The organism is Chryseobacterium sp. LJ668 (assembly GCF_019613955.1).
Taxonomy (GTDB): Bacteria; Bacteroidota; Bacteroidia; order Flavobacteriales; family Weeksellaceae; genus Chryseobacterium.
Window position 1 is genome coordinate 2727410 of the sequence record NZ_CP080443.1, and the last position, 18207, is coordinate 2745616.

Genomic DNA, 18207 nt, shown 5'->3' on the forward strand with positions numbered 1-18207 from the left:
TATACATTATATAGCAAATTCTATTTTAGTGGTAATCACTTTGACGTTGATCTTAAATTTAAAATGCTATATTTTTCGTAACGCAATAACGAAGCCACAGAGCAAAAATTCAAAAAATAAGAAGTCATGTAAGCTGGATTATTGTATTCGGCTCAGCAATCTAAAATAAATAACATTTCCGTTTCCATCATCTAATGTCATCATTAAACGGCCTTTTTTAAAAAGATCATTGATGTCGGTTGCGAATAAATTTACTCCCCAAAGTTCTTGATAGTTTTTAATATCTTTATTATCAATAGTCAGAAATTGTCCGTCTAATTGATAGTTTGGAGTTTTTTCGGCTGGCAAACTTGCAAATATTTCCTTTAAATCTTTTGATGAATAATCTGCATCATCATCAGACATCATTGAATATACTTTACCATTATTGTAAAACGCAAACCATTGAAACTTTTGAGGCCAGGGATTGTATTTGTTAAATTCTTCTTCATTCGGAAGCTCTACTTTTTTCCAAAATCCTAGAAGTTCAGCGATTTTTGGAGGTCCGCCTGCTTCCGACTCTATTTCCTGTCCGAAAACTGTAAAAGAAAAGAATACCAATAGAAATAAGATTGTGTTTTTTAAGGTCATATTGAATTATTTGTTTTATTATTTATTTGAAATTTTTTGGGATTTCTAAACGTCAATTAAAGTTATATTTCTCTAAAATTAAATAAATGTCACCAGCAAAACAATTATAAATTCAAACTCACAATATAACACATTTAAAGTTTTAGAGTAAAAGAAGAAAAATTTTTCTCATTTCAAATTTTCATTTTCAGTATGTTAAAATTGGTTTACTCAGCATATTAGTAATGATTTTAATTGTAAATGTTTGATTTTTAGAAAGTAGCAGGATGGGACAGGATGCTCATATTTGCGTTTGTGGGTAGATTGGTTAACACAAAATTAATACTTATGAAAAATAAAACTTTACTATTTAAGCACACTCTAAAATCTTTATTGTTCTGTGGATTGACCTTATCCACCATTGATTTGGGTGCCCAAACTTTGGCATTTCCTGAAGCTACCGGTTTTGGCAGATATACCACCGGAGCGAGAGGTGCTGCAACTCCTCAAATATATCTGGTAACTAATTTGAACGACAGCGGGCCGGGTTCGTTCCGTGATGCCGTAAGCCAGCCGGGTAGATTTGTGATTTTTAAAGTGGGAGGAATAATCAATTTACAGTCTGTAGTTGCTGTACCAAGCAATACCACGATTGCGGGACAAACAGCTCCGGGAGAAGGAATCGTATTTTTAGGAGCTAGAGTCTCATATTCAGGGGCTAATAACACCATTTCCAGATACGTTCGTCACCGTTATGGCGGAACATCTCAAAACCAGGATGCATCAGGAATTGCCAATGGTGCCAACATTATCTTAGATCACCTTACTTTTACCTGGGGTACAGATGAAGTATTCTCCGTGAACTGGGATAATAACGGAGTAAGTCCGGATAACATTACGATTCAGAATTCTATTATCGGACAGGGAATGCACCGCCACAATCACTCTGCAGGTGGTTTAATGCAACCGCCACCGGGAGGAAAGATCAGTTTAATAGGGAATTTATACATCTGTAATAAAACCCGTAATAATAAAATTAAAGGAATCAACGAGTTTGTAAATAATGTAGTCTATAACTGGGGAAATTACGGAAACACCTATGGACATACCCAATCTGGTGAGGCTTACATTATGGGAGGGGATTCTGCAGGGAGCTCTTTTGCCAATATCATCAACAATTATTTCATTGGAGGCCCGAATACGAGTCCTACAGTTTCTACTCCTTTCAGTGTAGGAAATGCGAATTTCAATTTATACGGTCCCGGAAATTATTTTGATAACAATAAAAACGGAATTCTGGATGGAACTTTGGTCCCACAGGATTTAACAGGATTTCCTACAGGAGATGCTGCATCAATATTATCTGTACCGTATGATTATCCTGTGAAAAACCCAGTACTTACTGCTCAAGGTGCATATGACAAAATAATTACCGGCGCAGGTGCATCTTATCCGAGACGTGATCAGGTAGATCAACTGATGATTTCAGATCTGATGTCAAAAGGAACAACTGCTACTTATGTTTATGTACAGACAGATTTAACGACTCAATTTGGTTTCACCAATGGTGGTGCAGGGCACGTTTACGGTGCTCCGGCTCCTTTGGATACGGATAATGACGGTATGCCCGATGCTTGGGAAACTGCAAACGGACTGAATCCGAATGTTTTTGACGCTTTGGCAGTAAGCAGTACGAATGCACCTTATTTAAATATTGAGGTATATATCAATAATTTGCCTAATACCGTTCCGCCGGATTTTATTATTCCGCCATCGAATCTGAATTTTACCAATGCGCTCACAGGAGGTACTCCTGCAGCCAGTTCTTTAACGGTTAACTGGAGTGAGAATGCTGCCAACGAAACCAATTATGTACTAGAACGTTCTCCAAACGGAACTGCTTTTACCGTAGTAGCAACGCTTCCTGCGAACACAACAAGCTATAATGAAACAGGTTTAACGCCAAACACTCAGTATTATTATAGAGTTAAGGCTGTAAATGCTGCAGATTCTTCGGTGTATACCGCAAATGCTACGGTCACTACACCGCCGGTTCCTTCAGCACCGACACAGGCGACAAGTCCTAATCCTTCCAATGGAAATGTTAATGTCCAGTTGGATAATGGTAACCTTCTTTTAAAATGGACAGGCAGTGCCAATACGACAAGTTATACCGTTCATTTTGGAACAAATCCTTTAAATTTAAATAATGTTGCAACGGTACCTTATTCTGCAACACCATCATATCAGATTAGCAATTTAAATACGGCGACTAACTACTATTGGAGAATTGATGCTACTAATGCTTTGGGAACTACTACAGGAGTTGTTTGGAATTTTAAAGCAATAACCCCAACGCTTGTAGGAAGCTGGCCATTCGCAGAAGCTCCTTTATCAGGAACACAGATTGCGGATGTTACCCCTTATGCGAATCATGGTGTTTTAAATGCTGCATACGACAACGCAAGTGTAAGAGTACCGGGTAAAGAAAACAACGCGCTTGATCTGGCAACTTCGCCTAATACTCCTTATATAGCAAGTATTCCGCATCAGGATCAGATATTATTTAATAACAACTCATTCACCGTTTCTTATTGGATGAAAGCTCCTGTAAGCATGATCCCATCGTCATCGGCTACCAGTCTGTATGTATTGTGTAAAGGTTCATTTACTGCTAATACAGTGACTGGTGCTACCGGTAAACGTTTTAACATAGAAATCAAAGGTGGCCAGTTGAGATATGCGATCGATGATGATGTTACGAAAAAGGAAATCACCTCGCCAATTGCCAATTATTTTACGAATAACTGGGTGCATGTGGTGATCCAACGAGATATTATTGCCCATAAAATGAGAATTTACACCAACGGAGTTTTGAGTACTGAAGGAGATGAAACTGCTGTTACGGGTATTGGTGAGGCAAGTGATCTAATTATCGGAAACATCGGTGAGCTGGAATTTTTAGCAACTACCAATGCTCCGGCTCCTTATAAAGGTGCATTTGACGAGCTGAAAATGTACAATTATGCATTATCTCCAACGGAAATATCTGCTCTATACAACCAGGCGGTTTTGGGGAATGCAGAATTCAGCATCAGCAAAAATGTAGGATCAGTATATCCGAATCCTGTAAAAGACCAGCTGTACATCAAGCTTCCGGAATATAAAAAATCAACCTTAACGGCGACTGTAATGGATATGACCGGGAAAGTGATTATTAAGGAAACTTTAAAGTCTAACGGAAACGGAACTTTTAATCTGAATATAAGCGGAAGAAAAGTATCCGGAAACTATATTCTGAATGTTTCAGGAGACAACCTGAACAGTAATTTTAAGATTATTGTTGAGTAAAAAAAGAGCACACTTAGTTAATTTCATATTCATCAGAAGAATCCTTTCAATTTTTTGAAAGGATTTTTCTTCGCTTAATACCCAATCATCTTCCTCTTAATTCCCCTCCTCTGGAGGGGTGGCGAAAATTCGTAAGAATTTTTGACGAGGTGGTTTTCATGGTGACAATTATAATTTTTTCACTCTTGTTACTTTTTTGCTTATTAAACCACCCCGTCTTTTTCCTGTCGGAAAAATCCACCCCTCCGGAGGAGGAGAATTTTCTCATTGATTGTCAATGAATAATGTCGCATAAAGCAAAATCCCTCTTAAACTAAGAGGGATTTCATTGAAACTATTTATAATGGACTAACAGGCGGCGTTTCCGGCAGTCCGCTTGGCGTATCATAAATGAGGTAATCGTTGTATTTGGCTTCGTTGGTTTCATAGAAAATATCCTGGCCGATGCCTGCGTATTTGATGAGCAGCTCATACAATGTATTGAGTGCTTCAATACGGCTTTCGGTAGCAACATCACGGTCAGAAATACCTTGAGCCTGTGCATCGATGGCTACATCCAAAATATCACGCTGCGTAATCAGGGTATTGATTTTGTCGGTAGTTAGACCTTCATCCGCAAGCTCGTCAAGATATTTCTCAGCCGTTAAGCTCATGATCTTGGCGACCCGTACGATCTCGGCATCACTTTGCTGGCTGATCTCTGCATTTCCGAATTCCTTGTACTTGGCACTTTGCTGTCCGAAAACATTTTCTGCCCTGTTAAAAATACTGCGCATGGATTTTTCCAGTGCTTTTCGGGCGGCATCTTTTTGTTCGGTAAGATCTATTTTAACGGCTTCCAGCTGCTCATCATTTGGGAAGTTGTCTACCGTGTTTCTGGCGGTGGTCAGTTCGGTCTTTTTGGCGGCGTTGTAGCCACGGTCTGTAAATTCGATGAGATCTCTGTCGATCAAAGTGATCATTTCATCTGCCTTCTGTTTTAGGACAGCATCGGTCAGTTTAAAATTGCGGGTAACCTGGTTTTTTTTCATAATGCAATTATTTTTTGTGTTTAAAAATTAGTTTAAAGTCTGTATATATTGATCAGTTACCATTATTGATCCTTCCGAAACGGCTGTAAAGTACTGAAATAGAACAACCTGTACTTGATTGCCTCAACGGAATGGTTGATCGCTTCAACGGAATGGTTGATTGCCGTAACGGAACCCTTGAACGTCTTCACGAAGGAGTTGATGCGCCCAACGGAATGCTTGAATGCTATTTCTAAGCGATTGAAGCGATCACCTAACTACTTTGACGCTACAACGAAATGGTTGACGGGTTTTTCGAAATCACCAATAGGTGTGATGCCATTGAATGGGCTGTTGAATCGTGTAATTGTGGGAGGTGCTGCATGAACTGCAGGGGAGTGGGTATAGATCATCATTTTGTTTTTTCTTCAACAAATATAAAAATATTTTTGAATAGTAGGGGATTGGTTTGTTTTTTTAATGGGAAAAACCTCGCGGGAGGGCAATATATTTGATTGTTTTAATAAAGATTATTATTGAACGCAAATTCGAAGACTTTCTATTATTAGTAATCATTGGAATTTCTGGTAATAAATTTAAGTTCAATTTTTAATAATTTTTCTTTTGATTTGATTACTTTTCTATAATCAACTATTTCAGTATGATCAATTATTTTTTTCAAACTACCATCTAACCACTCCGAATTCCAAATCTCTACATTTTTATTTATGACTTTTTTACATAGCAATTCTTCAAAAGTTATAGTTTTACCAATTGTTAGATATAGACGTTGAAACCAGATCATTATTAATGAGGAATTTGGAATAGATGTGAAAGATTTCTTAATATTTTTAATAATTATCTTTTTATCACTACCATCTTTAATTTTAGATAGAAAAATACTTAAAATTGCTATAGCTGTAGGAACTACTCTTGGGTTTTTAATAGCGATCTGTGTTGTGAGACTCACTAAAGTAATTACATCATAATCCGTTCTTTTTGATTTTTGCAAAACTTTTAAAAATTCTCTCATTTCTGTATCAATTGTTCCTGAATTTGGATAATTTTCAGAAAGAAAATATAGCTGCAATAACCACTTCTGTTTATTTCCAGCTATTCTTTTATTCAAAATCCAATATTTTTTATCAGATTTGATTGCACTTTTTATTAAATCATTTGAAGATTGTGTCTTCTCGGCATTGATTTTCAATCCTAATCCAGATAATATTTCTGCTAAGTATTTAGAAATTTCTTCTGCTAAAAGCGAATTATTTGTAAATATTCTGTAGTCATCTCTATATCTCAATATTTTATACTCTTCAATTTTTAGACTTTTTAATTTTTCAGATAATAGTAAATCAACATATCCTAAAAGAATCTCGGCAATAAAATCCATTAGCGCACTTCCTTGAGGTATTCCATTAGTTTGACCGTAGCTCATATCTTGCAAATGATTATCAATAATATTTCCAATACTGCCAGAATTTCTATTTACTCTTTTTTTTGCTTCCTCTTTCGTATGTAAAGCCCAAGGTATAGAATGAGTATAGATTGAACCATAGCAATCAGTTATATCAGTGTGGACAGTATATTTATATTCTAATGAAAGATGTAAAGACCTTTGCTCTATTAATTGCCACCATGACAAAATTTGTCCTCTTTTATCATCTTTATCTATTGTTATTGAGATGAGTGGTAAGCTATGACATTCTATATTTTTATTATTCCTAAATATTTTAAATCGATCAATAATAAATTTCCAATTTCCCTCATCTGTGATTCGATTAACAAGATTAACATATATGGCAGGATGTATTAATTGAAATGGTCTCCAAGCATATTTACCATCTTTATTTGTAATTAATTTATAATTAACATTTTCAAACTCACGAGGACTACTTGAACGAAAATCTTTTAAGTCACTATTTATAAGTTTTTCATCAATTTTATTTATAATTAGTTGAAAATTGAAATAATGTGGAAGCTCTAGACGTGAATATGATTCTTTTTTTAAAAAAAAAATTTTTGCTTCGTGAGAACTAACTTCGAGAATATTCTTCATTTAATAATAGTTATTAGTATTATTTATAAATGTCATGTACTCAAAGTTTAATTCTATTACTATTTATTTAATCACCATATTGGGTTAATAAAAACAATTCAATTTAAAATTTCAACTATCTTATAAAGATACCTTTAGTAGCATAACATTTGTGATGGTAATTGGGATCGAACCAATATATCTCCTTGGAAAAGGCTGTAAATAAAACATTTTCCAAGGGAACGCTCTAACCAGTTAAGCTATACCATCGCTTCAAGATCTTGATCTGATGGTTCAAAACCATACTCCATTTTACAAAAGCCTATAATTTTTTTTCTGTTTCTTTTGTCGGCTAAACTATAGTTTTTATAGCCATTTATTTTCATGAATTCGACAAATACCTCTTTTTTTATAAATGCTGATTGCTCAAAATTATGTATTATAAAATTATCTAAATAATTTGAAATACTCCTTACAATATTCAAAGAGTCAATAAGAATATTATATGAGATTTGATTTGCATTTTCATAGTTAGAAAAATCTATTCCTTGTAATTGCTTAGGAAGTATCTCATTCCAAAATAAATTTAGTTGTACTCCATTTACTTTTATAAATTCTCTAAAAGATCGACTGATATTATTAGAACTTTGATGAATAAGGCGATTTCGTTTGAATCGAATATAGTCTAAAGTTAATAAATATTTGGATTCCAGATCTTCTTTATTCAAGTTAAGTCTATTGATTACTTTTAATACAACAATATCATCATTATCAAATTTGCCTTCATTCAATTCCGGTAATGAATCATCAATCTTCTTTGCAAGTAAATATATCTCTTTTAAATAATTTTCAAAATATGAATAGATTATAGTAAAAATACCATTAAGAAGTGTTTGATTTGTTTTTTCATGCTCATCTTTTAATTTTGATAATCTAATATTATGCTTTTTAGAAAAGTCATTTTTTTTAAATATATCTGATGTTAACTTATTAGTTTTATCATTAATTACATGTGTATAATCCAAGCCAAATTGTGTCCAAACAAAAAAATAGTGTGTGAATGAATTATTTAAATTAGATAATTCTTGAAATAATATTTTTAATTGTTTGCTTCTCATATTATTATTTATGTTTTAGGACTATTAAAATTCTAATTATTATTTGTTAAGAATAATTATTACCCAAATTAAACTATTTATTTTAAGTATAAAAAGAATAATAACAAAGTTTTTAATTGGCTTAGAATAAACAAAAAAGTCAAACCCGAAGGTCCAACTACAATATAATATAATTAAACATGAATAAGGATAATGATCAATTATGTTGATTTCAGAACCAATTCTTGCCTAAAGTGTCTCGGCTGTAGTTTTCGAATTAAAGAAATCAATATATTCCGGGATCGAAAAAAAACTTCCCCGCTGATCTTCGATTTCTTCGATCTCTGAAACAATAGTTTTGTCAAATATATCAGAAACGTTTTTCTCTTTGAACCATTCAATGTTTGAAGGAAGCTTATTTAAGTTTTTCAAATGATGCATCAGTGTCATAATATGTGATCGGATATGGGTTGTAAATCTTCCTTTGGATCTAAAGTTTTGTTCAGAATGTTGACTTTTCATTCCTACAAAATAGGTTGTAGGATTTTCTTCTTCCGCTACAATATAGACGTAAAGAAGGCCTTCGAAGGTGATCAATAACAAATCTCTTTTTTCTTCAGTAAACTGCATGGCGCTTTCTTCTTCGTCTTGCAGTTCTATCAATTTTTCCAGTGAATAATCTTCAAAATAGGGGAAACTCAATAAGCAGTTGACGTTTCCAAAAATCTTAAGCCATTCTTTATACGCTAACGGAATTTTTTGAGAAGCTTTATCAATTTCTATTTCAGGAATCTCAATGAAACTGTGTTTTTCCTCAAGTTGATGGTCTATGAGAAAAGCTTTAAGGTCTTGGTAGAAAGTGATATATTTATTCATATGTGGTAAATGATGATTTAAAGTTTCGCCAATTTAGGATTAGTGTATTGCTAAATCAAAAACATATTTTTCTTAAAAGTAGATTATTATCGTGTTGTAATTCTAATGAATCCATCAATCCCATCTTTTCCGTATAAATTAACTGATTGTTGTTTTGATGTGTAATCTATCTGTTTTATATCCAACGTATTTAAATATTCAATGAGCTTACCTTCTTCATAGCTTGTAATTTTCTCATCAACCATTAATAAAGGATTTTCACCAAGCTCATTTTCGGTGATTTTTGCTTTCATAAATTCCAAAATATTATATTTTTTTTCGAAATCGTTTTGCAAACTATAATCAGTTGGTTCAGTAATTTTTAAATTATATTCCTTGATCAAATACCAGAATTTTTCTGACCAATTTCCTGTATCCCAGATTTTGATTTTTGAATTTAAAATGCTTTCAATTTCCGGTTTATTATGCTCGTTCTCGAGTAAAATTTCTGCCAGTAAATTAATATCGTATGGATATTTAGCATCCTTTAATTTATCCATCAGGATTTTATGATACAGATCCAGGTCTACTTTAGATTCTTTTAAATGGTAGATTACATTTCCTAAATCAACACCATTACTTATTTTAATATTTGATGAGATAAAATCAAATCGTTCATTTTTATTCATTTTTCTCAATGAAAAGCTATCGGCTGTTTTACAACAAACCAATAACAACAAAATGACAAACTGATAAAATGGAATTCTTGTTAGAATTTTCCTCATTCTATTTCATATTTTCCTGAATCAACTTCGCCACTTCCAGATGGTTTTTTTCTTTTGCAAAATCCAATGCTGTTTTGCCGTCTTTGTTCTTTACAGATAAATCAGGTTTGTATTGAAGGAGAAATCTTACTGTCTCAATTTTTCCACTTCCGGCACAATACATCATCGGAGTTTCGTGATCCTTATCAATGTTATTAATATTTGCCCCTTTTTGTATTAGAAATTCAGCAATATCGATATATCCTTTTCCGATTGCACTTGCAAATGGCGTTGCTAAATCTGCTGCCTGTGCATCAATTTCAGCTTTGTTTTCAACCAGAAGTTTTACTATTTCAAGCTTATTATTCCTTACTGCGAATCTTAACGCTGTCCAGCCATTTGCATCCTTATAATTCGGATTGGCATTCTTCTTCAAAAGTATTTCTACAACCTTAGTATATCCATCTTGAGAAGCTAAATTTAGAGGGGTTGCTGTTGTTTTTAAAGGCTTATTGACATCAGCTCCTTTTGCAATTAATAGTTCAACAAGCTTTTCGTTACCTGTTCCTGCGGCTGCATATAGCGGTGTAATCTGATGTTCTTTGGAAAATTGATTTGCGTCTTCACCTTTTTCCAGTAATTTATTTACTTTCTCGATATCCTGATCAGAAATAGCATTAAATATCTTTTGAGAATAAGCCAAGTTAGATGCTGATAATAGTAAAGCTAAAATAAGAGTTTTGATTTTCATGCGGTAAGGTTTATTTTAAAGGCTTAAATATAAAACATTATCTTTTTAGTCAGCCAAAATTCTGTAATCAAAAATTTCTTTTCTGCTTTTTAAAATGGAATCAAAATCTATGGGTTTAAACTTATTCTCCCTATGATAATATTGAAAGTCATCACGATAGATGGTGAGAATCTTTTCCATGATTTCTTTATCCCGATTTTGTAAATATTTTTCACAAAGACAAAGAGCCAATTCCTGTTTTGCAGATTCAAATCTCCATTGATTTCCGACCCTATTTTGACCGTTGATTTTGTGCTCTTTTTTTTCATCCAGAACATCATATTTAATCGTACAAGATTTAAAACTTACTTCTCCTGTAAACTTTTCAGCACAAGAAAAAAATATTGTAAAAAGAAAAAACAAATAGATTAATTTCATTTTCTAGATTCCAGTTGGCCAATTAAATTACCCTTCACCACCGTAAAAGCATAATCCTTCGCTTCAGCAAACGAAATTCCATAGCTCCTGTCAATATTCCTTAAATCTTCCGGGAATTTGGCGAGAAGACTGTCGTAAAAAAAATCCAGAAATTCTTGTGAAGGCATTTCGTATTTTATTTTCAGTTGGAAACGCCTGATGATAGCGGTATCGATGATTTCAGCGTGATTGGTGGCGCAAAGCAACAACGCATTTTCAGGATAATAGTCGATCAGCTGAATCAAAGTGTTGACGAGCCTTCTCATTTCTCCCACATCTTTGTCGTCGCTTCCACGAGCTTTCCCGATCTGGTCGAGTTCATCAAGAAAAAGCACAGACCTTTCTCTTGCAGCTTTGTCGAAAATCATTTTGATATTTTGCGAGGTTTCGCCGATTCTTGAGGAAACGATATTGCTGAGGTTGAGAATGATGATATTTTTTCCCAAAGCATTCGCAATGGCTTTTGCGGTCATGGTTTTTCCGCATCCTGAACTTCCTTCGAGAAGGATTTTATTGTTGACGGGAAGTCCATATTCAAATAATTCTTTGGCGTAGGTCTGTTCTTTGATAAGCTGTACAAACTGTTCCTTATTTTTAGGTTCCAGGAAAACATCATCGAGCGTTACTTCTTCTTTGTCCTGAATGATGAGATTGTACAGATTCATTATTTTGATTTATTAAAAGAGTTGTCGTGGCAAAGATAATTCTTTCTAAACTTTTTGTCGACAGAGTGGATTTTTTAGAAATTATGTCACTTCGAATAAATTTAAAAAGTATAGGGAAGTTTTCACTTTAACGACTGTACGAGTCTCACTGATTCTTGATATATTTTAATTCATGTTGAAACAATTTAACTGACAGACTTTTGTAAAAAAATCGTCATCTGAAAAATCAATGAAAAAATCCTTTTGCCACCTTTGGGTTTTCGTGGCTTGATTATTTTCAGGAGAATCCCAATTAGGATAGACTCTGAAACCTCTCTTTCCACCTTTAACAAGGGTAGTTAGAATGTTTTTCTGAATAAGAATTTGTTATGGAAAGAAGAAGAATCCTGATCTGTCATCATGATCACAAAAGATAATGTAAAAATCGAACGGATCTTCAGAAGTGAATGGTCCGGTTTGTTTGCTTTCAGGATTTCTCTTCCATAAAGTCACAAACTGACCGACTTTCGTGGGGGTGATTTTAGCCTTTCTGAATTTAATATTGAAATGATTCAACCGAAAACTGTAACCACAGTAATCTTCACATTCAGAATCTGGCTGGAGATGAGAAATGATCAAGCTTAGCACAGAAAACTGAATTTTGAATCTGCTCAAGACTTATAATCACTTTTTTATGTTTTTTGAATCTAACTTCGACTGAAATGAACAAAGATAGATCAGTCGTTGACTGCAAACATATTATTAATAATGATAAAGATATTTAGTTATTTTCTTTTTTTACAGTTGCGATGTAAGAAGAAACTAAAACTGCGCATGTTGCGATTCCGATGTAAGCGATCATATTGTTAATTTTTTAATTATTTGGTTTATTATTGTGAATTCTATAATGCAAAAGTAAGGGTTTTAATTTTACCTCCAAATTAAATATATATGATGTATATCAGGGTTTTATACATGTTTAGTTCATATTTACAAGAGTTTTTGATTTTATTATTCACCGATTTAATCAAAAAACATTAATCAAATAAATTATTCTATTCGCAAAAAATTGCAAATATGTTAATGTTTTCGTATTTTCTGTTTAAAATTTGACAATACCAAAATATATTTCAGCGGTAATTAGAAAATAAAAAAAGCATCCAATGAGAATGCTTTTTGTCTAAAATGATCTGAGAAAAAATAGAGATCAATACAATTTCTGATCGTTTTCACAAAAGAAACTGGTCCGTTTACTTTTTCCGGTATCTTTTTTAATCACTTCTAAACCGCAAATCGGACATTTTTTCTGATGATAAATCTGAAAATGTTTGCTCAAAACATTTGCTTTTTTCCATTTTTTAAAATCAAAACCATAATTTCGGGCTTCTGCGATCACTTCTTTCAGTTTTTTTTCCGGTAGATTTCCAATCAGACTTTCCGGATGAATGCCGGTCCTGAACAAAGCCTCATTTTTAATAATATTCCCAACGCCGGAAAATATATCCTGATTCATTAATGCATCACAAATCATCATTTTAGAAGCTGTTTTTAAAGTTTGCTCAGTTTTTTCGGGATTCCATTTCCTGCTCATGATATCGGCTTCCCAATTTATTTTTAATAATAAACTCTCATCTACAATTTTTACCACGCAGGTATAAAAATACATTCCGTCATCTTTAAAAGTTAATCCCAGTCGGAGCGTGTCAATATCTTTTCTTTTGTACAAACTATATGAACCGAACATCATAAGATGAATTTTGAAAATAATCGTATCAAAAATAAGATAAGTCTGTTTTCCAAAAGTTTTTATCTCGCGGAGAATTTCGCCATTGACTTTGGAAATTTCGGGAACTTCACTTCCGCTAACTTCAGTAACTTTTTCACCTACAAATTTTTGCAGATCTTCTTTCATCAGAACAATTGTTGGACCTTCAGGCATAGCTTTGTTTTTAAAGAAAAACTCAAATATTATTCCTTTAAAAGTAAAAATTGAATTAATTTTGGAAAATGATGAACTTGAATCAGATTTTTACGAATCAGCGCACAGGAAATAATCCACATACAAAAGCTTCACGAACAGATTTTCAAAGAGATTTTGACAGAATTATCTTCTCCTCGGCTTTCAGAAGACTGCAGAATAAAACGCAGGTTTTTCCGCTTCCGGGAAGTGTTTTTGTGCACAATCGTCTGACGCATTCATTAGAAGTTTCGTCTGTAGGAAGAAGTTTGGGAAGTGTTATCGGAGAATTTATTCACGATAATTATCAAAATGATCTGACGGAAGATTCTAAGAATTTTTATCTTCATAATTTAGGAAATGTAATTGCGGCAGCCTGTCTTTGTCACGATGTTGGAAATCCTGCTTTCGGACATTCAGGAGAAGATGCGATTGCGAGTTATTTTGATAAAAATGAAAAAGATTTAAAGTTAAAATTCTCAGAAAAAGAATGGGCAGATCTTGTTAATTTTGAAGGAAATGCCAATGCTATAAGAGTTCTCGCCCATCAGCAGCAAGGTAAAGATCTGGGTGGAGCACAACTTACCTTTGCCACATTGGCGAGTATTGCGAAATATCCTTGTGAAGCTGTAGCCAGAAAAAAAGGAATTCTGCACCGTAAGAAATTCGGTTTTTTTCAAAATGAAAAAGAAACTTTTCTAGAAATTGCTAAAGCAACAAACATGATTTCTGAGGGCGATGAGCCGCAGATTTTTAAGAGACATCCTTTTGTTTGGCTTGTAGAGGCAGCAGATGACATCTGCTACAATATCATCGACATGGAAGATGCTCACAGACTGGGAATTGTCTCAACAGCAGAATGTGAAAACCTCTTTTTTGAACTCGTAAAATCTGAAACCAATGATATTAAAAGGGTAAAAGATAAACTGTCTGCAATCTCAAACGATAATGAAAGAATATCTTATCTGCGCGCTAAAGTAATTAATGCTCTGATCAATAAATCTTTAGAAATTTATAAGCAGAATTTTAATAAAATTCTATCCGGAGATTTAGACAAGGCATTACTTGATATTTATAGAGATGAAAATAAAGCTTTAAAGGATATTGAAAGTTTTTCTATTGATAAAATTTACAATCACAAAGCTGTGGTAGAAATTGAAAACGCAGGCTACAATGTAATGTATGAATTGCTGAATCATTTTATACCCTCAGTTTTAAAAGTGAAAGAAGAAAGAAAATCATACGATAAAATGGCGCTGAAACTTCTGCCGCAGCAATTTGTTTACGAAGAGGGGAGCGATTATCAGAAAACTCTGGGTGTTATTGATTTTGTTTCAGGAATGACAGACAATTACGCAACAGATTTATATAGAAAAATAAAAGGAATTGATATCGGAATGACGATGTAAATTTTAGGTTAGGAAGATTGGAGATTGAGGCTGGGAGTTTGTTTAGTCAAAATGACAACATCCAGCAAATCAAACTAACAATTCATTTGCATCTTCTATTAATGAATGCATTAATGTTGATGCTTTTTTATGTTTTAAAATTGGAGCGATTTGTCCTGACCAGAAGAAAACCAATTCATGTTTTTTTTGTTCCAATGCTGCTTTTCTCATGGATGAAATGAAAGTTGTCTGCAAAGGAAATGGCAAGGTTTGATCTGTTGCTGTCAAGAGTTTTCTTGTGATTTCTGTGGTAATCCCGCGTCCTAATCTTCCTGTGTAAGCTCTGGAAAGGGTAGTGGATTTTGCGGCTTCTGAAAACAGAAATTCTTTGTGAATCGGCAATGCTCCGGATTCGTCGGTTGCTAAAAATGCAGTTCCGATTTGTGCGGCTTCTGCTCCTAAAGTCATTGCTGCAGCGATTCCGCGACCGTTGGCAATTCCGCCGGCGGCTACAATGGGAGTTTTCACTTTATCTTTAACCAATTGAATTAAAGCAAAAGTTCCCGTCGTTGAAAGTTCAGCTTTATCCAGAAACGAAGGTCTGTGACCGCCACTTTCAAAACCTGATGCGACAATCACTTCTACACCGATGTTTTCCAAAGCGATGGCTTCGTCTAACGTTGTGGCATTTCCCGCAACGATCGTTCCCTGATTTTTCAATCTTTCAATAATGTCCTGATCCAAAAGTCCGAACATGAAACTGAAAACTTTAGGTTTAATATCAAAAACAACCTGCAACTGATTCTGAAATCTCGACTCAAAAGTGGGTGGAAGCGCAGGAACCTCAATATTTAAGCTGTCATAATAAGGCTTGAAAATTTCAACCGTCTTTTTATATTGATTTTCAGTATGTTCCTCATCAATAATATCATGATCGTTTACCCAAAGATTGAGATTGTAAGGCTTGTCTGTCTTTAACTTTATCTGTTTATCAATTTCATAAATTTCTTCGGGAGACGATGTATAAGCTCCGAAACCGCCCAATCCACCGAGATTACTGACCGTAGAGGTTAATTCAACTGTTGATAATCCGCCACCAAAAGGTCCCTGAAAAATTGGATATTCTATGCCCAATAAATCTGTTATTCTGTTTTTATTCCACATGATTTTGATGATTTTGGTTTAAAATTTAAAATTAAAGTTCTACATCAGTTAATGTTTTGTTGACGATGAGCCATTTACCATCAATTTTATGGAAAGTTATAAAATTATAGTAATTAAAATCATACATTTTTACATTTAATTTTGCTGTGGCAATCGTGTTTATCACGTCGATAGAGATAATTGTCGGCTTAAAATCTTTCCCCGATTTTTGAGGACTTATTCTGCTTCCGACACCTTCAATATATTGTGTGGCGGTTTTGTAGTAAGGAACTCCTTTTATATCTCCGAAAAGAAGAGCATCTTTATAAAAAACCTGTTTTAGAAGCCCGGTATTTCCTTCATAAATTCCTTTAAAATAATATTGCTCGATGGCATTTCTTATTTCTGTTTCTTGTACTGTGTCTGTTTTCATGACTTTGATTTTTTGAGCAAAGCTGTTTACCGGAAAGATAAACAGCCATGCAAATAATAGTAGAACTTTCATTTTTACAATTGATGACCGGCGCCCATTCCTCCATCTACATTAATGATAGCGCCTGAGATAAATGTGTTTTTAGCAATAGCATGAACCATTTGAGCGACCTCTTTCGGTTCTCCAATACGGTTGATCAAGTGAATTCCTGCATTGTTATCGATACTTTCATCGTGCATCGGTGTTCTGATCAGCCCTGGTGCAACGACATTTACCCTGATATTATCTTTTCCGAATTCTGCTGCCAATTGCAATGTCAAAGCGTGAATGGCTCCTTTGCTCGAAATTGGTGCCGTTGACGGAGATTGTGCGATCGCGTGATACACAAGCGGAGTTCCGATATTGATGATCACTCCATCTTTTTGTTTCTGCATTTGAGGAATTACGGATTGCGTTGTGAAGAATGTTCCTTTTAAATTGGTATTTAAAAATTTATCTAAATAGTCTTCCGTAACTTCTAAAAACGGTTTGTTTTCGTAAATTCCTGCATTGTTGACCAATACATCAATGGAACCGAATTTTTCAATCGCTGTTTTTGCTAATTTTTCTCCAACGGCTTTATCTGCAACACTTCCTGCGACCATTGCAAGGTTTTCGCCTGCTCCCAATTCGTCGTAAACCTGTCGTAATTTTGATTCTGTTTGTGAATTTATGACCACATTATCACCTCTGTCCAGAAAATAACGGGCAATTTCCAAACCGATTCCTGATGATGCGCCTGTAACGATTACTGTTTGTTTTTTCATGTCTGATTTACTTTTTTTCAGTTGAAAATCCTTGTTCTTTCAGGACGGTAACCTGTTCTCCGGCGTATCCCCAGTTGTCGTCTTCTATTTCATTGATCACGATGTGTGTCAAGTGTGGATCTTTATTCAAAACTGTTGTTACAGCTTTACTTATTTCTCTGATTAATTGTTGTTTTTTTTCGCGATTAAGATCTTCGCGCAAAACATCTACTTTTATGAATGGCATGATGTTAAATTTTAAGGTTAATTTTAAATTTAGGTTAATTTGCGTCTGCAACTAAGTGAACATTCAAATCAAAATTGTTGAAGATCAAAGTATCTCCAAGATTGCTGAAGAAATTGGATGATCTGAATTTGATATTGAATTTTGTTCTGTCGATCACAATTTTAGTGTCTAAAACTGCAGCGTTATTTGTCTTCACGATCTGTAAAGTCGTTTCCAGTGAGTGTGTAATTCCTTTGATGGTAAGGTCTCCGGTTACGTGGTAAAAATTGTTTTCACCCGGTTCTGCGTGTTTGATCTCGAAAACTGCATCAGGAAATTGATCTGAGTTAAAGAAATCATCAGAAGCCAAATGATTGGCGAATTGTGCGTTTGTTTCAGAATCATCGATGTCAAGAATTTTGATTGATCTTGTATTGATGACAAATTTTCCTGAAGAAAGAATGTTGTTTTCAAAAGTGAAATTTCCTTCTTTTACTTCGATTGTTCCGTTGTGAGCTCCGGTTACTTTTCTTCCGATCCATTCAACTAAGCTGTTTTCGCTGTTACTTTAAAATTTTTTGTATCCATTTTGATTTGTTTTAAATGATGATACAAATGTCAGCTGATTAAAGAAAAATGTTACGTGATGTAGATCACGAAATATGGGGAGTTATGTGAACGGTTTTAACTGTAATAT

The 18207-nt window shown here is 34.1% G+C and carries 17 protein-coding genes and 2 pseudogenes; 2 read left to right on the forward strand and 17 right to left on the reverse strand.

The window, feature by feature from the left end; genetic code table 11:
- Nucleotides 1-138: 138 nt before the first annotated feature.
- Entirely contained in the window at nucleotides 139-630 is a 492-nt protein-coding gene (locus K0U91_RS12785; protein WP_220179923.1) for a hypothetical protein, read from the reverse strand.
- A 327-nt stretch (nucleotides 631-957) separates the two neighbouring features.
- On the opposite strand from K0U91_RS12785, the gene K0U91_RS12790 reads away from it, so the two are divergent.
- The gene (locus K0U91_RS12790) at nucleotides 958-3960 is read left to right on the forward strand and encodes a LamG-like jellyroll fold domain-containing protein (protein WP_220179924.1); all 3003 of its coding nucleotides are present in this window, start codon (nucleotides 958-960) and stop codon (nucleotides 3958-3960) included.
- A gap of 338 nt (nucleotides 3961-4298) precedes the next feature.
- On the opposite strand, the gene K0U91_RS12795 is transcribed toward K0U91_RS12790, so the two are convergent.
- The 11 genes and pseudogenes from K0U91_RS12795 to K0U91_RS12845 form a co-directional block, all read right to left on the reverse strand.
- Nucleotides 4299-4991, reverse strand: a complete 693-nt coding sequence (locus K0U91_RS12795; protein WP_220179925.1) for a hypothetical protein — start codon at nucleotides 4989-4991, stop codon at nucleotides 4299-4301.
- Between the two features lie 544 nt (nucleotides 4992-5535).
- Entirely contained in the window at nucleotides 5536-7032 is a 1497-nt protein-coding gene (locus K0U91_RS12800) for a reverse transcriptase domain-containing protein (protein WP_220179926.1), read from the reverse strand.
- A gap of 152 nt (nucleotides 7033-7184) precedes the next feature.
- Nucleotides 7185-7281 (reverse strand): annotated as a pseudogene (locus K0U91_RS12805).
- Complete coding sequence (locus K0U91_RS12810; protein WP_220179927.1) at nucleotides 7272-8129, reverse strand: hypothetical protein; 858 nt, start codon at nucleotides 8127-8129, stop codon at nucleotides 7272-7274. Before K0U91_RS12810 ends, K0U91_RS12805 begins: the two are co-directional and overlap by 10 nt.
- Nucleotides 8130-8357: 228 nt before the next feature.
- Nucleotides 8358-8984: a hypothetical protein gene (locus K0U91_RS12815; RefSeq protein ID WP_220179928.1), complete on the reverse strand. Its 627-nt coding sequence runs from the start codon at nucleotides 8982-8984 to the stop codon at nucleotides 8358-8360.
- A gap of 86 nt (nucleotides 8985-9070) precedes the next feature.
- Nucleotides 9071-9748, reverse strand: coding sequence for a hypothetical protein (locus K0U91_RS12820; protein ID WP_220179929.1), 678 nt, complete (start codon nucleotides 9746-9748; stop codon nucleotides 9071-9073).
- A 1-nt stretch (nucleotide 9749) separates the two neighbouring features.
- Entirely contained in the window at nucleotides 9750-10478 is a 729-nt protein-coding gene (locus K0U91_RS12825) for an ankyrin repeat domain-containing protein (RefSeq protein WP_220179930.1), read from the reverse strand.
- A gap of 45 nt (nucleotides 10479-10523) precedes the next feature.
- Entirely contained in the window at nucleotides 10524-10895 is a 372-nt protein-coding gene (locus K0U91_RS12830) for a hypothetical protein (RefSeq protein WP_220179931.1), read from the reverse strand.
- Nucleotides 10892-11599, reverse strand: coding sequence for an AAA family ATPase (locus K0U91_RS12835; RefSeq protein WP_220179932.1), 708 nt, complete (start codon nucleotides 11597-11599; stop codon nucleotides 10892-10894). The genes K0U91_RS12830 and K0U91_RS12835 overlap by 4 nt, the downstream gene beginning before the upstream one ends.
- Before the next feature lie 165 nt (nucleotides 11600-11764).
- A pseudogene (locus K0U91_RS12840) lies at nucleotides 11765-12226 on the reverse strand (MepB family protein).
- A gap of 559 nt (nucleotides 12227-12785) precedes the next feature.
- A complete protein-coding gene (locus tag K0U91_RS12845; protein ID WP_220179933.1) occupies nucleotides 12786-13517 on the reverse strand; it encodes a DNA-formamidopyrimidine glycosylase family protein in 732 nt (243 codons plus the stop codon).
- Nucleotides 13518-13588: 71 nt separating this feature from the next.
- Here K0U91_RS12845 and K0U91_RS12850 point away from each other — a divergent pair, with 71 nt between their 5' ends.
- Nucleotides 13589-14944, forward strand: a complete 1356-nt coding sequence (locus K0U91_RS12850) for a deoxyguanosinetriphosphate triphosphohydrolase (protein WP_220179981.1) — start codon at nucleotides 13589-13591, stop codon at nucleotides 14942-14944.
- A 69-nt stretch (nucleotides 14945-15013) separates the two neighbouring features.
- Here the strand turns inward: K0U91_RS12850 and K0U91_RS12855 are convergent, their stop codons facing one another.
- From K0U91_RS12855 to K0U91_RS12875, 5 genes are read right to left on the reverse strand one after another with little or no spacing between them, the layout of a single operon-like run.
- Nucleotides 15014-16087: an NAD(P)H-dependent flavin oxidoreductase gene (locus tag K0U91_RS12855; protein WP_220179934.1), complete on the reverse strand. Its 1074-nt coding sequence runs from the start codon at nucleotides 16085-16087 to the stop codon at nucleotides 15014-15016.
- A 31-nt stretch (nucleotides 16088-16118) separates the two neighbouring features.
- A complete protein-coding gene (locus tag K0U91_RS12860; RefSeq protein ID WP_220179935.1) occupies nucleotides 16119-16571 on the reverse strand; it encodes a nuclear transport factor 2 family protein in 453 nt (150 codons plus the stop codon).
- A gap of 2 nt (nucleotides 16572-16573) precedes the next feature.
- Nucleotides 16574-17305, reverse strand: coding sequence for an SDR family NAD(P)-dependent oxidoreductase (locus K0U91_RS12865; RefSeq protein ID WP_220179936.1), 732 nt, complete (start codon nucleotides 17303-17305; stop codon nucleotides 16574-16576).
- 7 nt (nucleotides 17306-17312) lie between these two features.
- Nucleotides 17313-17531: a tautomerase family protein gene (locus tag K0U91_RS12870; RefSeq protein WP_047446301.1), complete on the reverse strand. Its 219-nt coding sequence runs from the start codon at nucleotides 17529-17531 to the stop codon at nucleotides 17313-17315.
- Between the two features lie 34 nt (nucleotides 17532-17565).
- A complete protein-coding gene (locus K0U91_RS12875; protein WP_310796507.1) occupies nucleotides 17566-18048 on the reverse strand; it encodes a YceI family protein in 483 nt (160 codons plus the stop codon).
- Between the last annotated feature and the right edge of the window lie 159 nt (nucleotides 18049-18207).